General features: G+C 45.6%; 11 protein-coding genes. 1 reads left to right on the top strand and 10 read right to left on the bottom strand.

The window, feature by feature from the left end:
- Positions 1-57: 57 nt before the first annotated feature.
- From NSS67_RS08550 to NSS67_RS08505, 10 genes are all read right to left on the bottom strand, one after another.
- Positions 58-1,332 (bottom strand): extracellular solute-binding protein, encoded by a 1,275-nt coding sequence (locus NSS67_RS08550; RefSeq protein ID WP_339319155.1) that lies wholly within the window; start codon positions 1,330-1,332, stop codon positions 58-60.
- Positions 1,333-1,442: 110 nt separating this feature from the next.
- Positions 1,443-3,047: a response regulator gene (locus NSS67_RS08545; RefSeq protein WP_339319154.1), complete on the bottom strand. Its 1,605-nt coding sequence runs from the start codon at positions 3,045-3,047 to the stop codon at positions 1,443-1,445.
- The gene (locus NSS67_RS08540) at positions 3,044-4,840 is read right to left on the bottom strand and encodes a sensor histidine kinase (protein ID WP_339319153.1); all 1,797 of its coding nucleotides are present in this window, start codon (positions 4,838-4,840) and stop codon (positions 3,044-3,046) included. Before NSS67_RS08540 ends, NSS67_RS08545 begins: the two co-directional genes overlap by 4 nt.
- 151 nt (positions 4,841-4,991) lie before the next feature.
- Positions 4,992-5,675, bottom strand: a complete 684-nt coding sequence (gene pgmB, locus NSS67_RS08535; RefSeq protein WP_339319152.1) for a beta-phosphoglucomutase — start codon at positions 5,673-5,675, stop codon at positions 4,992-4,994.
- Positions 5,668-8,004 (bottom strand): glycosyl hydrolase family 65 protein, encoded by a 2,337-nt coding sequence (locus NSS67_RS08530; protein ID WP_339319151.1) that lies wholly within the window; start codon positions 8,002-8,004, stop codon positions 5,668-5,670. The genes pgmB and NSS67_RS08530 overlap by 8 nt, the downstream gene beginning before the upstream one ends.
- A 30-nt stretch (positions 8,005-8,034) precedes the next feature.
- Entirely contained in the window at positions 8,035-8,850 is an 816-nt protein-coding gene (locus NSS67_RS08525; RefSeq protein ID WP_313636632.1) for a carbohydrate ABC transporter permease, read from the bottom strand.
- Positions 8,851-9,801, bottom strand: a complete 951-nt coding sequence (locus NSS67_RS08520) for a sugar ABC transporter permease (protein WP_339319150.1) — start codon at positions 9,799-9,801, stop codon at positions 8,851-8,853.
- Positions 9,802-10,036: 235 nt separating this feature from the next.
- Positions 10,037-10,492 carry a cupin domain-containing protein gene (locus NSS67_RS08515; RefSeq protein WP_076286056.1) on the bottom strand — a complete coding sequence of 152 codons (456 nt, stop codon included), beginning with the start codon at positions 10,490-10,492 and terminating at the stop codon, positions 10,037-10,039.
- Positions 10,493-10,594: 102 nt separating this feature from the next.
- Positions 10,595-11,530, bottom strand: a complete 936-nt coding sequence (locus NSS67_RS08510) for an SPFH domain-containing protein (protein WP_339319149.1) — start codon at positions 11,528-11,530, stop codon at positions 10,595-10,597.
- Positions 11,530-11,997 (bottom strand): NfeD family protein, encoded by a 468-nt coding sequence (locus tag NSS67_RS08505; RefSeq protein WP_339319148.1) that lies wholly within the window; start codon positions 11,995-11,997, stop codon positions 11,530-11,532. The genes NSS67_RS08510 and NSS67_RS08505 overlap by 1 nt, the downstream gene beginning before the upstream one ends.
- A gap of 567 nt (positions 11,998-12,564) precedes the next feature.
- Between NSS67_RS08505 and NSS67_RS08500 the strand changes: the two genes are divergently transcribed.
- Positions 12,565-14,559 (top strand): glycosyl hydrolase family 18 protein, encoded by a 1,995-nt coding sequence (locus NSS67_RS08500; protein WP_339319147.1) that lies wholly within the window; start codon positions 12,565-12,567, stop codon positions 14,557-14,559.
- Positions 14,560-14,633 lie beyond the last annotated feature (74 nt).

Raw genomic sequence — 14,633 nt, 5'->3', positions numbered from 1 at the left:
ATGATTGTGAAAAAAATGGCTGGACTTTGGTTATAGCAAAGTCCAACCGTTCAATAACTAGTTTTCTCCGTATTTGCTTTGGAGATCATTCAGCAATTGTTCAACCGTCAATCCGTCTTGCTTAAAGATGATTTCCTCTACGCCTTTAAGCAGATCAGCATTAAACGCTTTGGTTTGTTCAGGGTAAGCAAACGGCATGCCCACTTTTTCCATATTGTCGAATACTGCTTTCAATTCAGGATTCTTCTCCAAATATTTAGGAAGCAGAGAAGATACTGCCGGTGAATATCCAACCGCCTCAATCGCATTCAATTGTGCTTCATCACGCAGCGCATACTTGATCACTTGCATAGCTTCTTCCTTATGCTTGCTGCCATCCAGAATCGACAACCCGTGAGAGTAAGCGCTTTGTGCTTCTACTGTACCTTTAGGCATCGGCAGAGCAATCAATCCCAAGTCAGGGTTAGCTTCTTTCAAATGACCTACATACCATGGACCAGCCGTGGACATAGCCCCTTTTTCTTGACTGAATACTTCGCCATCCCATGGAGCCCCTACTTCGATTGGAGCAATTGCTACCTTATTTTTGAGGAAAAGATCCACGAAAAACTGCACGCCAGCTACGTTTTCTTTGGAATTAATCGTTTTTCCGAAGGCCCAGTCTCCGCCGAAAGCGTGAACATATTGAGTGATGTGAAATGGATCGATACTGCCGATAATACCTTTCACGCCATCCTTAGTCATGGCTTTGGCCAGTTCAACGACCTCATCCATCGTTTCCGGATATTTAGTGATTCCTGATTTTTCAAACATCTCTTTGTTGATCGCCATCATAGAAGTAGAAGAATCGTAAGGAATTCCATAAAGTTTATTATCATCTGTCCAGCCTTTGTACAGTGATCCAGTAATGCGGTCTTTATCGAACCCTACTTTGTCGATCATCTCATCTAGTGGAGAGAGTACGCCTTTTTTAATATACTCATAGTTTCCTTCATCCGACATAGCAATGATATCAGGCCCTACCCCGGCAGCAATCGCCGTTGGAACCGCTTTCCAAAACTCATCGCTCGTTGGGTACATTTGCATCTTAACTTTAATGTTCGGATATTCTTTATCAATGCCATCCACCATAAATTCGAAGTTCTTTTGTTCGGACGCATTTGCCCAGTATGCCATCGTGACTTCGACGGTCTCTTGCTTCTCCTGTTTTGCCGCTCCAGCGTTATCTGAAGCTCCATTTCCAGTGTTACCGGTGTTGGATTTGGTGCCACACGCTGCCGTAGTCAGCATCAACATCATAGAGCATAATAGCAAGGCTGCCTTTTTTCTCATTTGTCACTACCCCTTTATCTAAGAAGATTCACCTCAATTGGTGTTATCTTTATCTTAGCTACACTGCAATCGAGAGCAAACAGAGGATCTTTACATATCTTTGTGATTTTTTACTTTCCCATGCCAGTCTTTCGGTATTCATTTGGTGGAAGCCCATAGATCTTCTTAAAGCTGACATAGTAGTTATCAATACTATTAAAACCCACCTTCTCAGCGATCTCATATGTCTTCAGCTTTCCATCTTTAAGTAGCTCAAGAGACTTTTTGACACGATAGCCGTTGATATACGGAATAAGCATGGAACCCGTTTGCTCTTTAAAAATACGACTCAGATAGCTGTTGTTCAGACCGACATAACCAGCTAGCTCATTTAGTGTCAAATCGTGATCATAGTTCTGATGAATATACTCTATGACTCTCTTAATCTTGTAATTCGTAGATGTGGCCGCATCCGTATAACTCTCCTGTAGACTCTCCAGCTCCTGGATCAGCAGGATATGAAGCTGCTCCAAACGCTCGGCGGACATGATTTCCTGCATTCCGGTATAGTCTTCCTCCCCACTGTCGTCTTTCATATGGGACTGAATCTGGCAGTGGAGATTCACACACATTTCCAAGGTGGCATGCCGACCCATTGATCTATTCTCCTTGATCGCGGCAAACATTTCATGAACAATGGAAATAGCAGAAGATACGTTCTTATCATCCATTTCCTTGCGGATACGCTGTTCAAACAGGGTAACCAGTGCCTTATCATTCATTTCCTTGATGCTGCCTGGTTCGTAGACAACAACGTTGCTGCGATCCTCATAAAATAGCATTTCCGCAGATTCCTGGGCTTCATGATAGGCTTTGGGAATATCAAGCAGACGGGCATGCAGCCCGCTGATAAGAAAACTGACTTGTATGTTCAAAAACTGTTTCAATGTCTTTTCAATTTTACGGATGAGTCCCCAGCGTTCCTCCAGTATCTCATTCATACTTCTGATGCCGGAGTACGTTTTTATAATAACCAGCTCATTCGGACTCATCAGAAACAGCTCTAGCTCGCTGTACCGGTGCAGCACCTCTTGCAGAATATTCAAGATCGAGAACCCGAGTAAATGCTCCATTCCCTTTTTGTAACGTTCCTTCACCTTATCAAACTGATCAATCAACATGACGATGCAAAGCACATTCGGCTGTTTCAGCTTCAAATCGTACAGCTTTGTCTTTTGCTCAATTTCCCACTCATGGCGAACAACACCGACCGCTAAATCTCGTAAAAAAAGCGTTTTCAACTCATTCCGGTTCTTCTCCATATTTTGCTGTAGAGAAACAAAATGATCTCCCACAGGCTGATGATTCAACTGTGTCCGGACACGCTCCAACGCTTCAAATACAGCGGACTGGGTCAGATTCGGTTTATGAATATAATCGCATGCACCTAGCCTAAGCGCCTCTTGGGCATACTCAAACTCATTATGGCTGCTGAGAATAATGACTTTGCAGGAATGTTTGGTATGCCGGAGCTGCCTTAGAACCTCAAGCCCATCCATCAGTGGCATTCGGATATCCAAAAAGACCACATCCGGATGAAGCTCATCCATTTTCTCCAAAGCCTCTTTGCCGTTTGCAGCTTCGCCTACTAGGTAATAGCCATGTTGTTTCCAGTCCACAAAGGTCTTAAAATTCATTCGGATAAAGGACTCATCGTCCACAATCATGATTTTCATGCGGATCCCTCTTTTCTCGTTCCAGCGTGGTTCTGAAGATGCTCCATAGCAGGAATGAGGATAAGAACGGTAGTTCCTTCCCCTTTCACACTATTTATAGTCACCCCGTACTTTTCTCCAAAATGAAGCTTCAATCTTCTGGAGACATTGCCCACACCAATGGAATTCATCGTTTGCCCGTCCGACATTTCCTGTTGCAAGAGCCTGCTTAGCTGTTCTTCCGAGATCCCCATCCCGTTGTCCGAGATCGTAAACTGAATATCACTGCCTTTTCTCTGCACATGTATACTCAAGTTATATTGCCGGGAATCTTCTGCAAAGCCGTGAAACACCGCATTCTCCACAAAAGGCTGCACCATAAATTTTAACGTTCTGCATTCCAGAACATTCGGCGCAACATCGATTTCAAAATCAAACACATTAAAATACCTGAGCTGAAGCAATTCCAGATAGCTGTGGATAAAGGCCACTTCTTCCTCAATGGAAACATACTCCTGAGTATTACGTGTGGAGAAGGACAACACCTTGATCATGTCATCTACCGTTTCCGTAATGTTGTCCGCCCTTTGAGCCTGTGCCATCCACTTAATCACAGAGAGCGTATTATATATGAAATGCGGATTAATTTGATTTTGCAGCGCATTAAGTTCTGCACTCCGCTTCTTCTTCTCTTCAATCTTAGTTTGCTGAATCAAATCTTTGATTTCGACAGTCATTCGGTTAAAGGTGCGCGACAAATGTCCTACTTCATCCAGACTATCCTGCTGAGCGGTAACATCAAAATCCCCCTTCTCTACCTTTCGCATCAGTCGATTGAGTCTTCGAATCGGATTGGAGATACTGCCGGATACTAGATAAGCAGTTACGAATCCCAGCACAATCAACAAAAGAAGCAAGAGTGTAGAAAAATTGCGTATCTGGTTACTTTCGGCGAGCAGCTTGTCACGAAGAACGATGCTGTAGAAGTGCCATCCAGACACATTGGATTCATCATGAACAACATAGTAGTTCTCATCGTCCGGCTTCATTTTTTCCATAACCTGACTATATTTCATCCCAATCATGGCCGGATCTGAACTGAACACTACCATCCCTTCATCATCCACTATGAACTGGTTTACGTCCTTTTTGTCATCCAGTCCGCTGAATAGCTTCTCAAGCTTATCCATCCGGAAATTAACGAGCAGCACACCAAGCTTCTGATAAGTACCCACATCCACCAGTACACGGCCTACAGATAGTACAGGGCGAGGCTTAGCATACATCTGTTTCTCCTCGTGCATACCGACCAGTATTGGCCTCTCCGCATTATCCACAATGGTCCGGTACCATGGTTCATACACTGGACTATATCTATAATTGAATGTCGTATCATAACCCCTGCGGTAGATTAATGAACTATTCACAGGGTAGATCAGAATCGAATCGATATCTGGATTAAATGTCATCAGCTCTTTAAAAACGTTATCACTTATGTAGCGGTAATCCATACTTTTTTCAAACGTCTCATGGGTTACAGTGGAATAATCCTTCGCCAAAATCTGCATCAGTCTTTCATCATAAAAAGGCTGTTCTGAGGATTTGAACATACTGCTAACAAACGAATCCGCAGTGGATACCATCTGCTGATTCGTCTCCTGAAACGATTTCACAATCCGGGATTCAAAAACAGACATGGCGTATATGTAGAAGTAAATACTAATGACTACGAGAGGAACAATCATCAACAGCGTGTAGGTCAAAAACAGCTTTTGCCGTATGTTGCGATCCCGAAATCGACTCCACTTCCGCATGAAGAGTTCCCTTCCTCCTGTAGAAAATTGTTATATTATGACGAATCAATCTTATGCCATATCTTTGTTTGCTTCAATAGCAAACTATGTAAGCAGAACTATTCATACGAATTCGTTCAGCTTACATAGTATTTTGAGATTTAACTTAAAATTAGCGATCGGCCATATGCTGCTGGATCTCGGACAAAGATAGCTTCGATGTTTCCGAGACAATATAGTCGGCTTTCGATAGAATCTCAGCATCACCAACCCCTACGGCAAACATCCCCGCACTTTTTATCGCCTGAACTCCAGCCTCTGCATCCTCTACTCCAACACAATAACGTGGATCAACCCCTAGTTCCTCCGCTGCCTTCAGAAAAATATCCGGAGCCGGTTTCCCATGGGCTACGCTTTCCGGATCGGCAATCACATGAATATATGACTCTACCTTCAACTGCCGTAGCAGTGTGCCGGCATTACGGCTGGCCGAAGCCAGCCCGATCGGTATTCCGGCATACTCGAGATCATGGAACAAATCCAGGATGCCTGGCAATATTTCAGATTCATCCACAGTCTGAATCAAACGTTGATAGTTGTTGTTCTTCTGTTCAGCCCATTCCTGTTTTTGTTCCAAAGTGAAGGCTGCGCCGCGATCCGGTAATTGACTCAGTATTTTCTCCAGGGAAGCCATACGGTCGATCCCCTTAAGCTGCTCATTAAATTCCAAGTCAAAGCGAATACCTAATTCCTCCGCCAGCTGCTTCCACGCTTCATAATGATATTTCGCCGTATCGGTAATTACTCCGTCCAGATCAAAAATTACGGCTTGAATCTCTCGATGTTCTTTATTCACTTCGCTCAGCCTCCTCTAAGTCTGCAACGATACGATCCTTCAACATGTATTCCCGGCCATGAATGAGCAGGGTAAGCTCACCCAATCCTGAGGTTAGGCGCTCCACCTCCAGCTTGCCACGGGTAACCGTCACCTGCAGACGCTCACCCTGCCAGGCAAGCGGGAATGACAAGCGCTCCCAAGCCTGTGGAAGTTTCGGGTTAAGGCGAAGTTTACCTTCCCAGGAACGAACCCCACCAAAGCCCATGATCGTTGCCTTCCAAATGCCGCCAATTGAAGCTGTATGAATACCTTCATCGCAGCTATGCATGTTTGTTCCCAAATCAATGCGGGCAGCCTTGGCAAACATATCGTAAGCCAATTCCACTTCATTAACATCGCTTGCCAGCATACTGTGCGTGGATAAGCTGAGCGAAGAGTCATGCAACGTTTTCGGCTCATAATAATGCCAATTCGCCGCTTTAGTCTCTTTAGAGAACCAGTCCTCCAGCAAGTAAAACAAGACGAGAATATCTGCCTGCTTCGATACCTGTATTTCACTGAGCTGAGTCATGCTGTAGTCGGCAAGAATGGAAGCCACCTGTTCCTGATTACGGTACTTCTCTAGATCAATAACTTGCTTGTTCAAATAAGTATCGTCCTGCGGAATGATGAGCGAATGCATATCCGGCTGCGGCAGATAGATCAGCTTGGATTTATCCTCCCATTCCTTCAACCGCTCGGATAGAGCCAACTGACTTTCCAAGGTCAAGTAAACATCGCTTTGCACTTGCATAAGCTTGTGTGTGCATTCGATTGCTTTTGTCATATTCCAATAAGCCATATAGTTGGTGAATGCATTGTTGGAGACATGTTCTTTATATTCGTCCGGACCAATCACATCACAGATATGATATTTCTGTTCCTTATCGCTCCACTCTAGCCGGCTTGCCCAGAAGGTAGCTGTTTCGAATATAATCTCATATCCGTACCGATCCATATATTCCTGATCACCAGTGACTTGATAATAATGCCACACGCCATATGCCACGTCAGCTGTAATATGCTGCTCGATTTTGCCTGTCCAAATATAGGTTGGCGTTCCGGTAACAACATCTACAGGGCCCCATTCAGGAGTCTCTTCCTCGCCAGTTGCTGCGGATTCCCAAGGGTACATCGCGCCGCGATAACCCTTGTCGCGCGCATTTTTTCTGGCGCCTTTCAAGGTATGATAGCGATACTTCACCAGCTTGCGTGCTGTCTGCGGCTCCATGTACAAAAAGTAAGGCAAAATAAAGATTTCTGTGTCCCAGAATACATGTCCCTTGTATCCTTCTCCTGTCAGTCCCTTGGCCCCGACAGAGAAGCGGCTGTCGTGAGCAGGTGTCATCAGAAGCAAATGATACTGTGCAAAACGGATAGCTAGCTGATCAAAGTCGTCGCTGCTCTTGATCTCAATGTTGGTTCTAGCCCATACACTTTTCCAAGCCTGCTCGTTTTCATTGAAAAGACCATCAAAGCCTTTTTCTGCCGTCTTGCTTAGATATTCCCGGGCGGTATCCTGATCACGCCACTCCTTATCAAGGCTCGTATGCACCGAAGCCACCTTATCCAGTGTGATGCATCTGCCAACCTCCGCTTTCAGCTTATAGGTCAGTGTCACCTTTCTGCGATCCATGCTCGGAGTTGGCGCTGTTGTAAGACGTACGCCCTCCTCATAAATCTGGTGGACACAGGTATGTACAAATTCAATATTTGATTCCGTAGTCGTTGCGGTAAGCTGGAGCAGCTCTTTATCAAACACCCGCCGCTCCCCTTCTATAAAATGCTGTGCGCCGGAATTTGTCATCTGCCCGTTAATACCGGAAGAAATAGAAATTTCCGCGGCTTTCGACAGCGGGGTTATTTCAACCCGCATGCCCATCAGATGCCGATCCTGTAGTGATACGAACCGCCGGAAGGAGAGTTTGAACTGATCGCCGTGTTCATCCTCCCAGAGGATGTCACGCCGGAGCTCTCCTTGCCGTAAATCCAGCTCCCGGCGGTAGCTGTGAATCTTTCCTTTTTCCAAATGAAATGGTTTACCGTTCAAACGGATATCAAGCTGCACCATATCTGCGGCATTCGGAAGCTCTGTAACCTCCTGATTGGCAAAGCGGTTAAACGCTCCAGCAACAAACAAATTACGGCGTTCACCCGGATAAGTCTCTTCCGTAGCGGCTCTTAGCCCAAGATATCCATTCCCCTGACAAAAAATAGTTTCAAACTTCCCTAAAAATCTAGCATCAAACTCTGTTTCCGCAATCACCCAACCGTCATCTAGCGCACTTAGCCCTTTATAATCAATCACTTTGCATCCCCCTGTCTGAACTATTCTGAATTAGCCTTTCAGTCCTGTAGTGGCAATTCCTTGCACCATATGGCGCTGGAACATTAAGAAGACGATAATGATTGGCAGGGTCAAGAGTACAACACCAGTCATCGTAAGGTTTGGCCATTCAAAATACCGATTCTTAAGTGTGTTCAGACCAACAGTCATTACATACCAACGGCTGTCATTCACCAAGGTCACCGGCCATACGAAAGAGTTCCATGTGCCGGTAAAACTGAATATTATTTGTGTGCCAATTGCACCTTTGGATAGCGGAAGCATGATCCGGTAGAAAATACCGATCTTACTCAATCCGTCAACCTCTGCCGCTTCTTCAAGCTCCTTCGGCACAGTCAAAAAGAATTGACGCATTAGAAAGACGAGGAAGCCCTGAAATAGAAATGGAATAATAAGACCTTGATAGCTGTTAAGCCATTTCAAATCAACGATCATGGAAAAAATCGGAATAATCATCACTTGGTAAGGCACCATCATCATCCCGATCACTAGGAAAAACACTACACCTCTGCCCCGAAAATTAATACGAGCTAAGGAATAAGCAGCCGTCGTATTGACAAACAAGTTACCAATCAAAATTCCGAACGTTACGATGATCGAGTTCTTATACCAAATCAATATATCGGAGGTTTCGAAAATGTCCCTGTAGTTCTCAAATGTCCACTGGCTTGGCAGCACAAGATGGCCGATGTCTGCTTTGGACAAAAGCGAAGTATAGATGGCGTAACCAAATGGCACGACGAAAAATATGGAGAATGCGAACAGTAGTACATAGCGTAAAATTTGAGTTTTCCGGTTAAGCATCATCTAAATCTCCTCCTTAAGAAAGCGTTTTTGAAGCATAGACAGCGCAATAATAAGGGCGAAAATAATAAATGCTGCAGCACTACCATAACCAGAACGGTTGAAGCTGAAAGCCTGGCTATAGAAATAAGTTACGATTGTGCTCGTTGCGCCAGCCGGACTTCCAAGCGAGCCATTTCTCGCTAAAGCATACGGCTGATCAAACAGTTGCATGACGTTAATAATTCCGGACATTATGACAAGAAATGTCACCGGTTTCAGCATAGGAACCGTAAGCTTCCAGAACTGCTGCCATCCGTTCGCTCCGTCCACACGACCCGCTTCATAAATATCGTTTGGAATGGTTTGCAATCCACCCAAGTACACTACCATGTAGAATCCCACATACGTCCAAACGGTAAGAATCATCAAGAATGGAAGTGCATACTTGACGTTGGCGTACCATGAAACGTCGGGGAAACCAAACCAAGTCAGCAATTGTGTTGCAATCCCTTCATTCTGCATGAACAAATACATAAATACGGTCGTTACCGCGATGGTTGAGGTGATATAAGGCATGTAATACAGTGTACGAAACACACCTTTAAGGTGCATCACCTTGTTTAGGTTCACTGCTATCACCAAGGCGATGATCGCTTGCAACGGTACCGCTACTACTGTCAGTAATAAGGAATGGCTCAAGGCCGTCCAGAAATCCTTATCCTGAACAATCTCCACATAGTTTCCGAGTCCGATAAATTTCGCCGCATCCGGATTTAGGAAGCTGATGTCCTGAAAGCTGTAGATTAAAGATTGTATCAGCGGGTAATAAAACCAGATTCCCATCAAAATCAGGATGGGGGCGACAAACAAGTAGCCTACGAAATTTGATGAACTTCCCAATTCGGACAATCTTGACCCGAATCCGCGCTTTGACTTGTGTAGAGAGAGATTAGTTTCTAAATTTGGCTTCATGGTGTTACTCCTTCCACTTACGAACCCCTTGTTCGTTTGTTTTTAGTAACTCCATCATATAAATTGCCCGGTTCTACCGGAATAGAGGATATTTACAAGACTCCGAGGATTTTTACATTGTGCATTTATGGTACAAGAGGACTTAATATTTGGGGTGAAACAAAAAAAGTAGCGAGCCTCCCAAGATAGGAGACTCGCTACTTTTTTTGTTTACCGTTTTGAAAGGAGCACCGCTTTATTTCTCAATCAGTTTGAAATCATCAAAATGGAATTCAGGAGAAACAATACAGGATACTAGTACCGGTTCTGAGCCTAACGGACGAGCCGCCTGCCATACGCCTGCTGGAACTACGACCTGCGGCTGTTGACCTGCAGCAATGTCGAGACCCAGAATAACTTCCTGCACATTCTCAGGCTTATCTCCATTACCTCCGAGACTAAGCACTATTGGACTACCGGAATGCCAGAACCAAACTTCATCGGACAAAACCGTATGCCAATCAGATTGTTCGCCCTCATGAAGCAAAAAATAAATCGAAGATGCCGAATGGCGCGATCCGGAATAGCTATCACCAAGCACTTCCTGCGGAATTTCAAATTCGGAGTTCCAAAGTCTTTTGTACCAACCACCCTCAACGTGGGGCTGTAGTCCGAGCAGTTCAACTAGTGGTGAGATTTCTTTTTGTGTCACGGTAGCTTCTCTCCTTCAAAGTATGCATGAACAACAATAGCTTCTTATGCATAAGGTTGTTTTTGCTTTTTACTTTAACGGAAGAAACGCGAATTGTAAAATCTATTTACTATCCTTGCTCGCTTTGAATACCTCAGCAATCGCTCCAAGACTTCCCAGCGTTTCAACAGCACTTGTAGGCAAGAACACTTTATTCGCAGGACCTTTGGCGATTTCGGCCAATGCTTCGAAGGAGCGATAAGCGAGTACTTGCTCATCCAGGCCTGCTGAGCGAATCAGCTCAATGCGTGATTTTTCCGCTTCGGCCACCGCTATAATCGCTTTAGCTTCACCGTTGGCTTCCAGCTCCTGTGCCTGCCGTGAACCCTCTGCTTGGCGGATACGCGCTTCCTTGTCACCTTCCGCTTTCAGAATCTTACTCTGCTTATCCCCTTCTGCACGCAGGATCATATCCTGCTTGGCAGCTTCCGCTTCCAAGACAATCGCCCGTTTACTCCGCTCCGCTTTCATCTGCTTATCCATTGCTTCCTGAATATCTAGCGGTGGCTTAATATCGATGACTTCCACACGCTCGATCCGCACGCCCCATTTCTCTGTAGCTTCATCCAGTGCCAGGCGAATGTCCGTTGAGATTTTTTCACGCCCAGACAGCGTTTCATCTAATTCCAGCTTACCGATAATTTGCCGCATCGTTGCCGTTGAAATATTCCTTACCCCATATACATAATCAGAAATACCATACGTGGCTTCCTCTGGTCCCACTACCTGATAGAAAATAATCGTGTCGATCTGCACCTGCACGTTATCCTTTGTAATTACCGTTTGCGGAGGCACATTCGCTTGTTGAATCCGTAAGTCGTGAAACGTACGCACTTGATCGATCACAGGAATTAGAATGTTCAGACCCGGTGTTAGCAAACGATTAAATTTACCTAGCCGCTCCACAACACCTACCCGCTGCTGCGGTACGATCTTGACCGTTAATGCCACAAACACTACGACTACCACCACAATAATTGCAATAATTGCCCATTCCATTAGTTCATGTCCCCCCATCGTTCTACTTCAATAATGGTTGTGCCTCTTTTCACTACTCTTACCACTTCATCCTTGCTCAGAGACTGATCAGAGCTCGCGCTCCACGTATCTCCGCCTACCTTCACTTGCCCGTAGCGCCCCTGCTCAATCGGCTCAATGACGACTCCTTGCCTGCCGACGATTTCTGTACCGGTATCCTTGAACCCACGTGAGCTGCGAAATTTAGAAACCAGTGGCTTCGAGAATACAGTTAGACCCAGAGCGACCAGTGATCCGACGACCACCTGTAACAAAATAGATTCGGGAACGAATAACGACACCAGTCCTCCAGCCAATGCGCCAATACTAAGCCATAGCAGATAAAAAGTAAGCGTCATCATCTCTACCACAAACAGGACACCGGCTGCGATCAACCAAAACACCCACACAACCATCGGTGCACCCACCACCTTCCGTATGATCCTCATAAAACAAAAAGACACAGCGATGCTTTACGAAATTCCGCCAAAAATTCAGACATGTATATCATTTATATTCATTACAGCGAAGGTTATGTGTTCTTCATTAGCTTCCTGAAAAAGAGGACATGCACACTCTCTATCAGACTTTCTCTACACAAGTATCCATTAATTAGAAAAATGTCCCCCTATATTACCGAATTTTATCCCTAGTATAATCGCTCTCTATGCTTGAAAATAAGAAATGCCTTCACCCATAAATATGTAATCAAACCTAATTATTCAACCCCAAACCAACTCTTCTACTCATCCTAACCTCTACCGACAGCGTTACATCTACTAGTTAATCAAAAGCGAAGCTTTAGAACAGTAGTTTAGAAAGCGCTTACCTAACGTGTAAGGGTTCAAATGAACAACTATTTTTTCGCTGTTAAATCTATGAATTGGATGTCAGTAGAATGAGAGATACGCAAGGGTGCAGGTACAGGTGAATTTCAAAATATGGGAGGTGAACGTCGGGATCTCTTGCCGAAAAGAATTTCGAACTACACATTGAACCTCGGAGGTAGAAAATCAATGATATTCATGAAAAAAAGTTCACGCAAAACCTTTGCGATCGCGATGATCGCTGCGCTTGTTCTTACACTTTTTTCAGCCCTGGGTAGTAGTGCCAAAACGGCCAACGCCGCACAGGATTATAAACTCGTTGGTTATTACGCTTCTTGGGCTGCTTACGGGCGGGCTTACAATGTAACAGATATCGATCCTACCAAAATGAATGTCATTAACTACGCCTTCGCAGATATTTGTTGGAATGGCATTCACGGCAATCCCGACCCTACTGGCCCGAATCCGGTAACCTGGAGCTGTCAAAATGAGCAGGCACAGACCATTAACGTTCCGAACGGCACGATTGTGCTGGGTGACCCGTGGATTGACACCGGAAAGAGCTTCGGGGATGACAAATGGGATGACCCCATCAAAGGTAACCTGAAGCAGCTGTGGAAGCTGAAAGAAAAGAACCCGAACCTGAAAACGTTAATCTCCGTTGGGGGCTGGACCTGGTCGAATCGTTTCTCGGATGTGGCGGCCACGGCCGTAACCCGTGAGGTTTTTGCCAACTCTGCGGTAGACTTCATTCGTAAATATAAAATGGACGGAGTCGATCTCGACTGGGAGTACCCTGTCAGCGGTGGGCTTGCAGGCAACAACTATCGTCCCGAAGACAAGGAGAACTATATCCTTCTGTTGCAAAAAATCCGTGAGAAGCTAAATGCTGCTGGCCAGACCGACGGCAAAACCTACCTGCTGACCATCGCTTCCGGTGCAGGCCCGACGTACGTCAGCAACAATAATCTTGCAGATATTGCTTCCATTGTTGATTGGATCAATATTATGACCTATGACTTCAATGGAAGCTGGAATAAGACCACAGGTCACAATGCTCCTTTGTACTATGATCCTGCCGCCTCTGCATCAGGCCTGACCGAACCGCAAAACTTCAACATCGACAACGCGGTAACTAGCTATTTAGCCAATGGCGTACCTGCGAACAAGTTAGTTCTTGGTATGGGATTTTATGGCCGTGGTTGGGGAGGCGCTCCTGCAGCAGGAAATGGCCAATACCAATTGTCCTCTGGTATTTCATCCACGGGTACATGGGAGAAGGGGAGCTACGATTTCTACGACCTCGAAGCTAATTACATTAACAAAAACGGTTATACCCGTTATTGGAATGACACATCAAAAGTGCCTTATCTCTATAATCCAACGAACCAAACTTATATCAGCTATGACGACGTAGAATCCTTTGGCCATAAGATCAGTTATCTCAAATCAAAGGGCCTTGCTGGCGCTATGTTCTGGGAGACCAGTGGTGACCGGAACAAAACACTGACCAACAAACTAAACGCCGATCTTGGCGGCGGAGTGGTGCAGCCAACACCGACTCCGACGGTAACGCCAACGCCAACTCCGACTCCGACTGCAACACCGTCGCCGACAGTAACTCCATCGGCAACACCTACACCAGTGGTAACTCCAACGCCGACGGCTACTCCGGGACAATGTGCAGCGGTATGGAGCCAGACAGCCATATATACTGGCGGCCAGCAAGTTTCTTACAACGGCTCAGTCTATGAAGCCAAATGGTGGACACAAGGCGACCGTCCTGACCTTAGCGGTGCTACCGGAGTCTGGAAGTTCATCAGCGTGTGCGGAACAGCAACAGCAACTCCGACGCCAACGGCAACCGTGGCACCAACTCCAACTGTAGCACCAACTGCAACTCCTACACCAACCGCAACAGTAGCACCGACTCCGACGGCAACTCCGACGCCAACTGCAACTGTAGCACCGACTCCAACTGCAACAGTTGCCCCGACGGCAACTCCGACGCCAACTGCAACTGTAGCACCAACTCCTGAGGTTTCTAGCTGGGCAGCAGGAATCACGTACAAAACGGGTGATATCGTTAGCTACAACGCCAAAACGTATACTTGCCTCCAGCCCCATACTTCACTACAAGGCTGGGAACCGGCGACAACGCCCGCTCTTTGGAAGTTGAGTTAAGACCCCCAATTTGCGCGAAAGGATCACCGTTCCTATCTACTCCCGCAGTAATATTATCCCTTTTGGAGGAATGT

The sequence above is a fragment of the Paenibacillus sp. FSL R10-2734 genome (assembly GCF_037963865.1).
Lineage (GTDB): Bacteria > Bacillota > Bacilli > Paenibacillales > Paenibacillaceae > Paenibacillus_AQ.
The sequence above is the reverse complement of the archived record's forward strand: the minus strand, read 5'-3'. Positions and strand labels throughout refer to the sequence as shown.

Bases quoted from the DNA above. Each gene is read 5' to 3' on its own strand.
- NSS67_RS08510 (WP_339319149.1), bottom strand. From the start codon at position 11,530: ATGGAATGGGCAATTATTGCAATTATTGTGGTGGTAGTCGTAGTGTTT.
- NSS67_RS08545 (WP_339319154.1), bottom strand. From the start codon at position 3,047: ATGAAAATCATGATTGTGGACGATGAGTCCTTTATCCGAATGAATTTT.
- NSS67_RS08505 (WP_339319148.1), bottom strand. From the start codon at position 11,997: ATGAGGATCATACGGAAGGTGGTGGGTGCACCGATGGTTGTGTGGGTG.
- NSS67_RS08540 (WP_339319153.1), bottom strand. From the start codon at position 4,840: ATGCGGAAGTGGAGTCGATTTCGGGATCGCAACATACGGCAAAAGCTG.
- NSS67_RS08525 (WP_313636632.1), bottom strand. From the start codon at position 8,850: ATGATGCTTAACCGGAAAACTCAAATTTTACGCTATGTACTACTGTTC.
- NSS67_RS08500 (WP_339319147.1), top strand. From the start codon at position 12,565: ATGATATTCATGAAAAAAAGTTCACGCAAAACCTTTGCGATCGCGATG.
- NSS67_RS08550 (WP_339319155.1), bottom strand. From the start codon at position 1,332: ATGAGAAAAAAGGCAGCCTTGCTATTATGCTCTATGATGTTGATGCTG.
- NSS67_RS08520 (WP_339319150.1), bottom strand. From the start codon at position 9,801: ATGAAGCCAAATTTAGAAACTAATCTCTCTCTACACAAGTCAAAGCGC.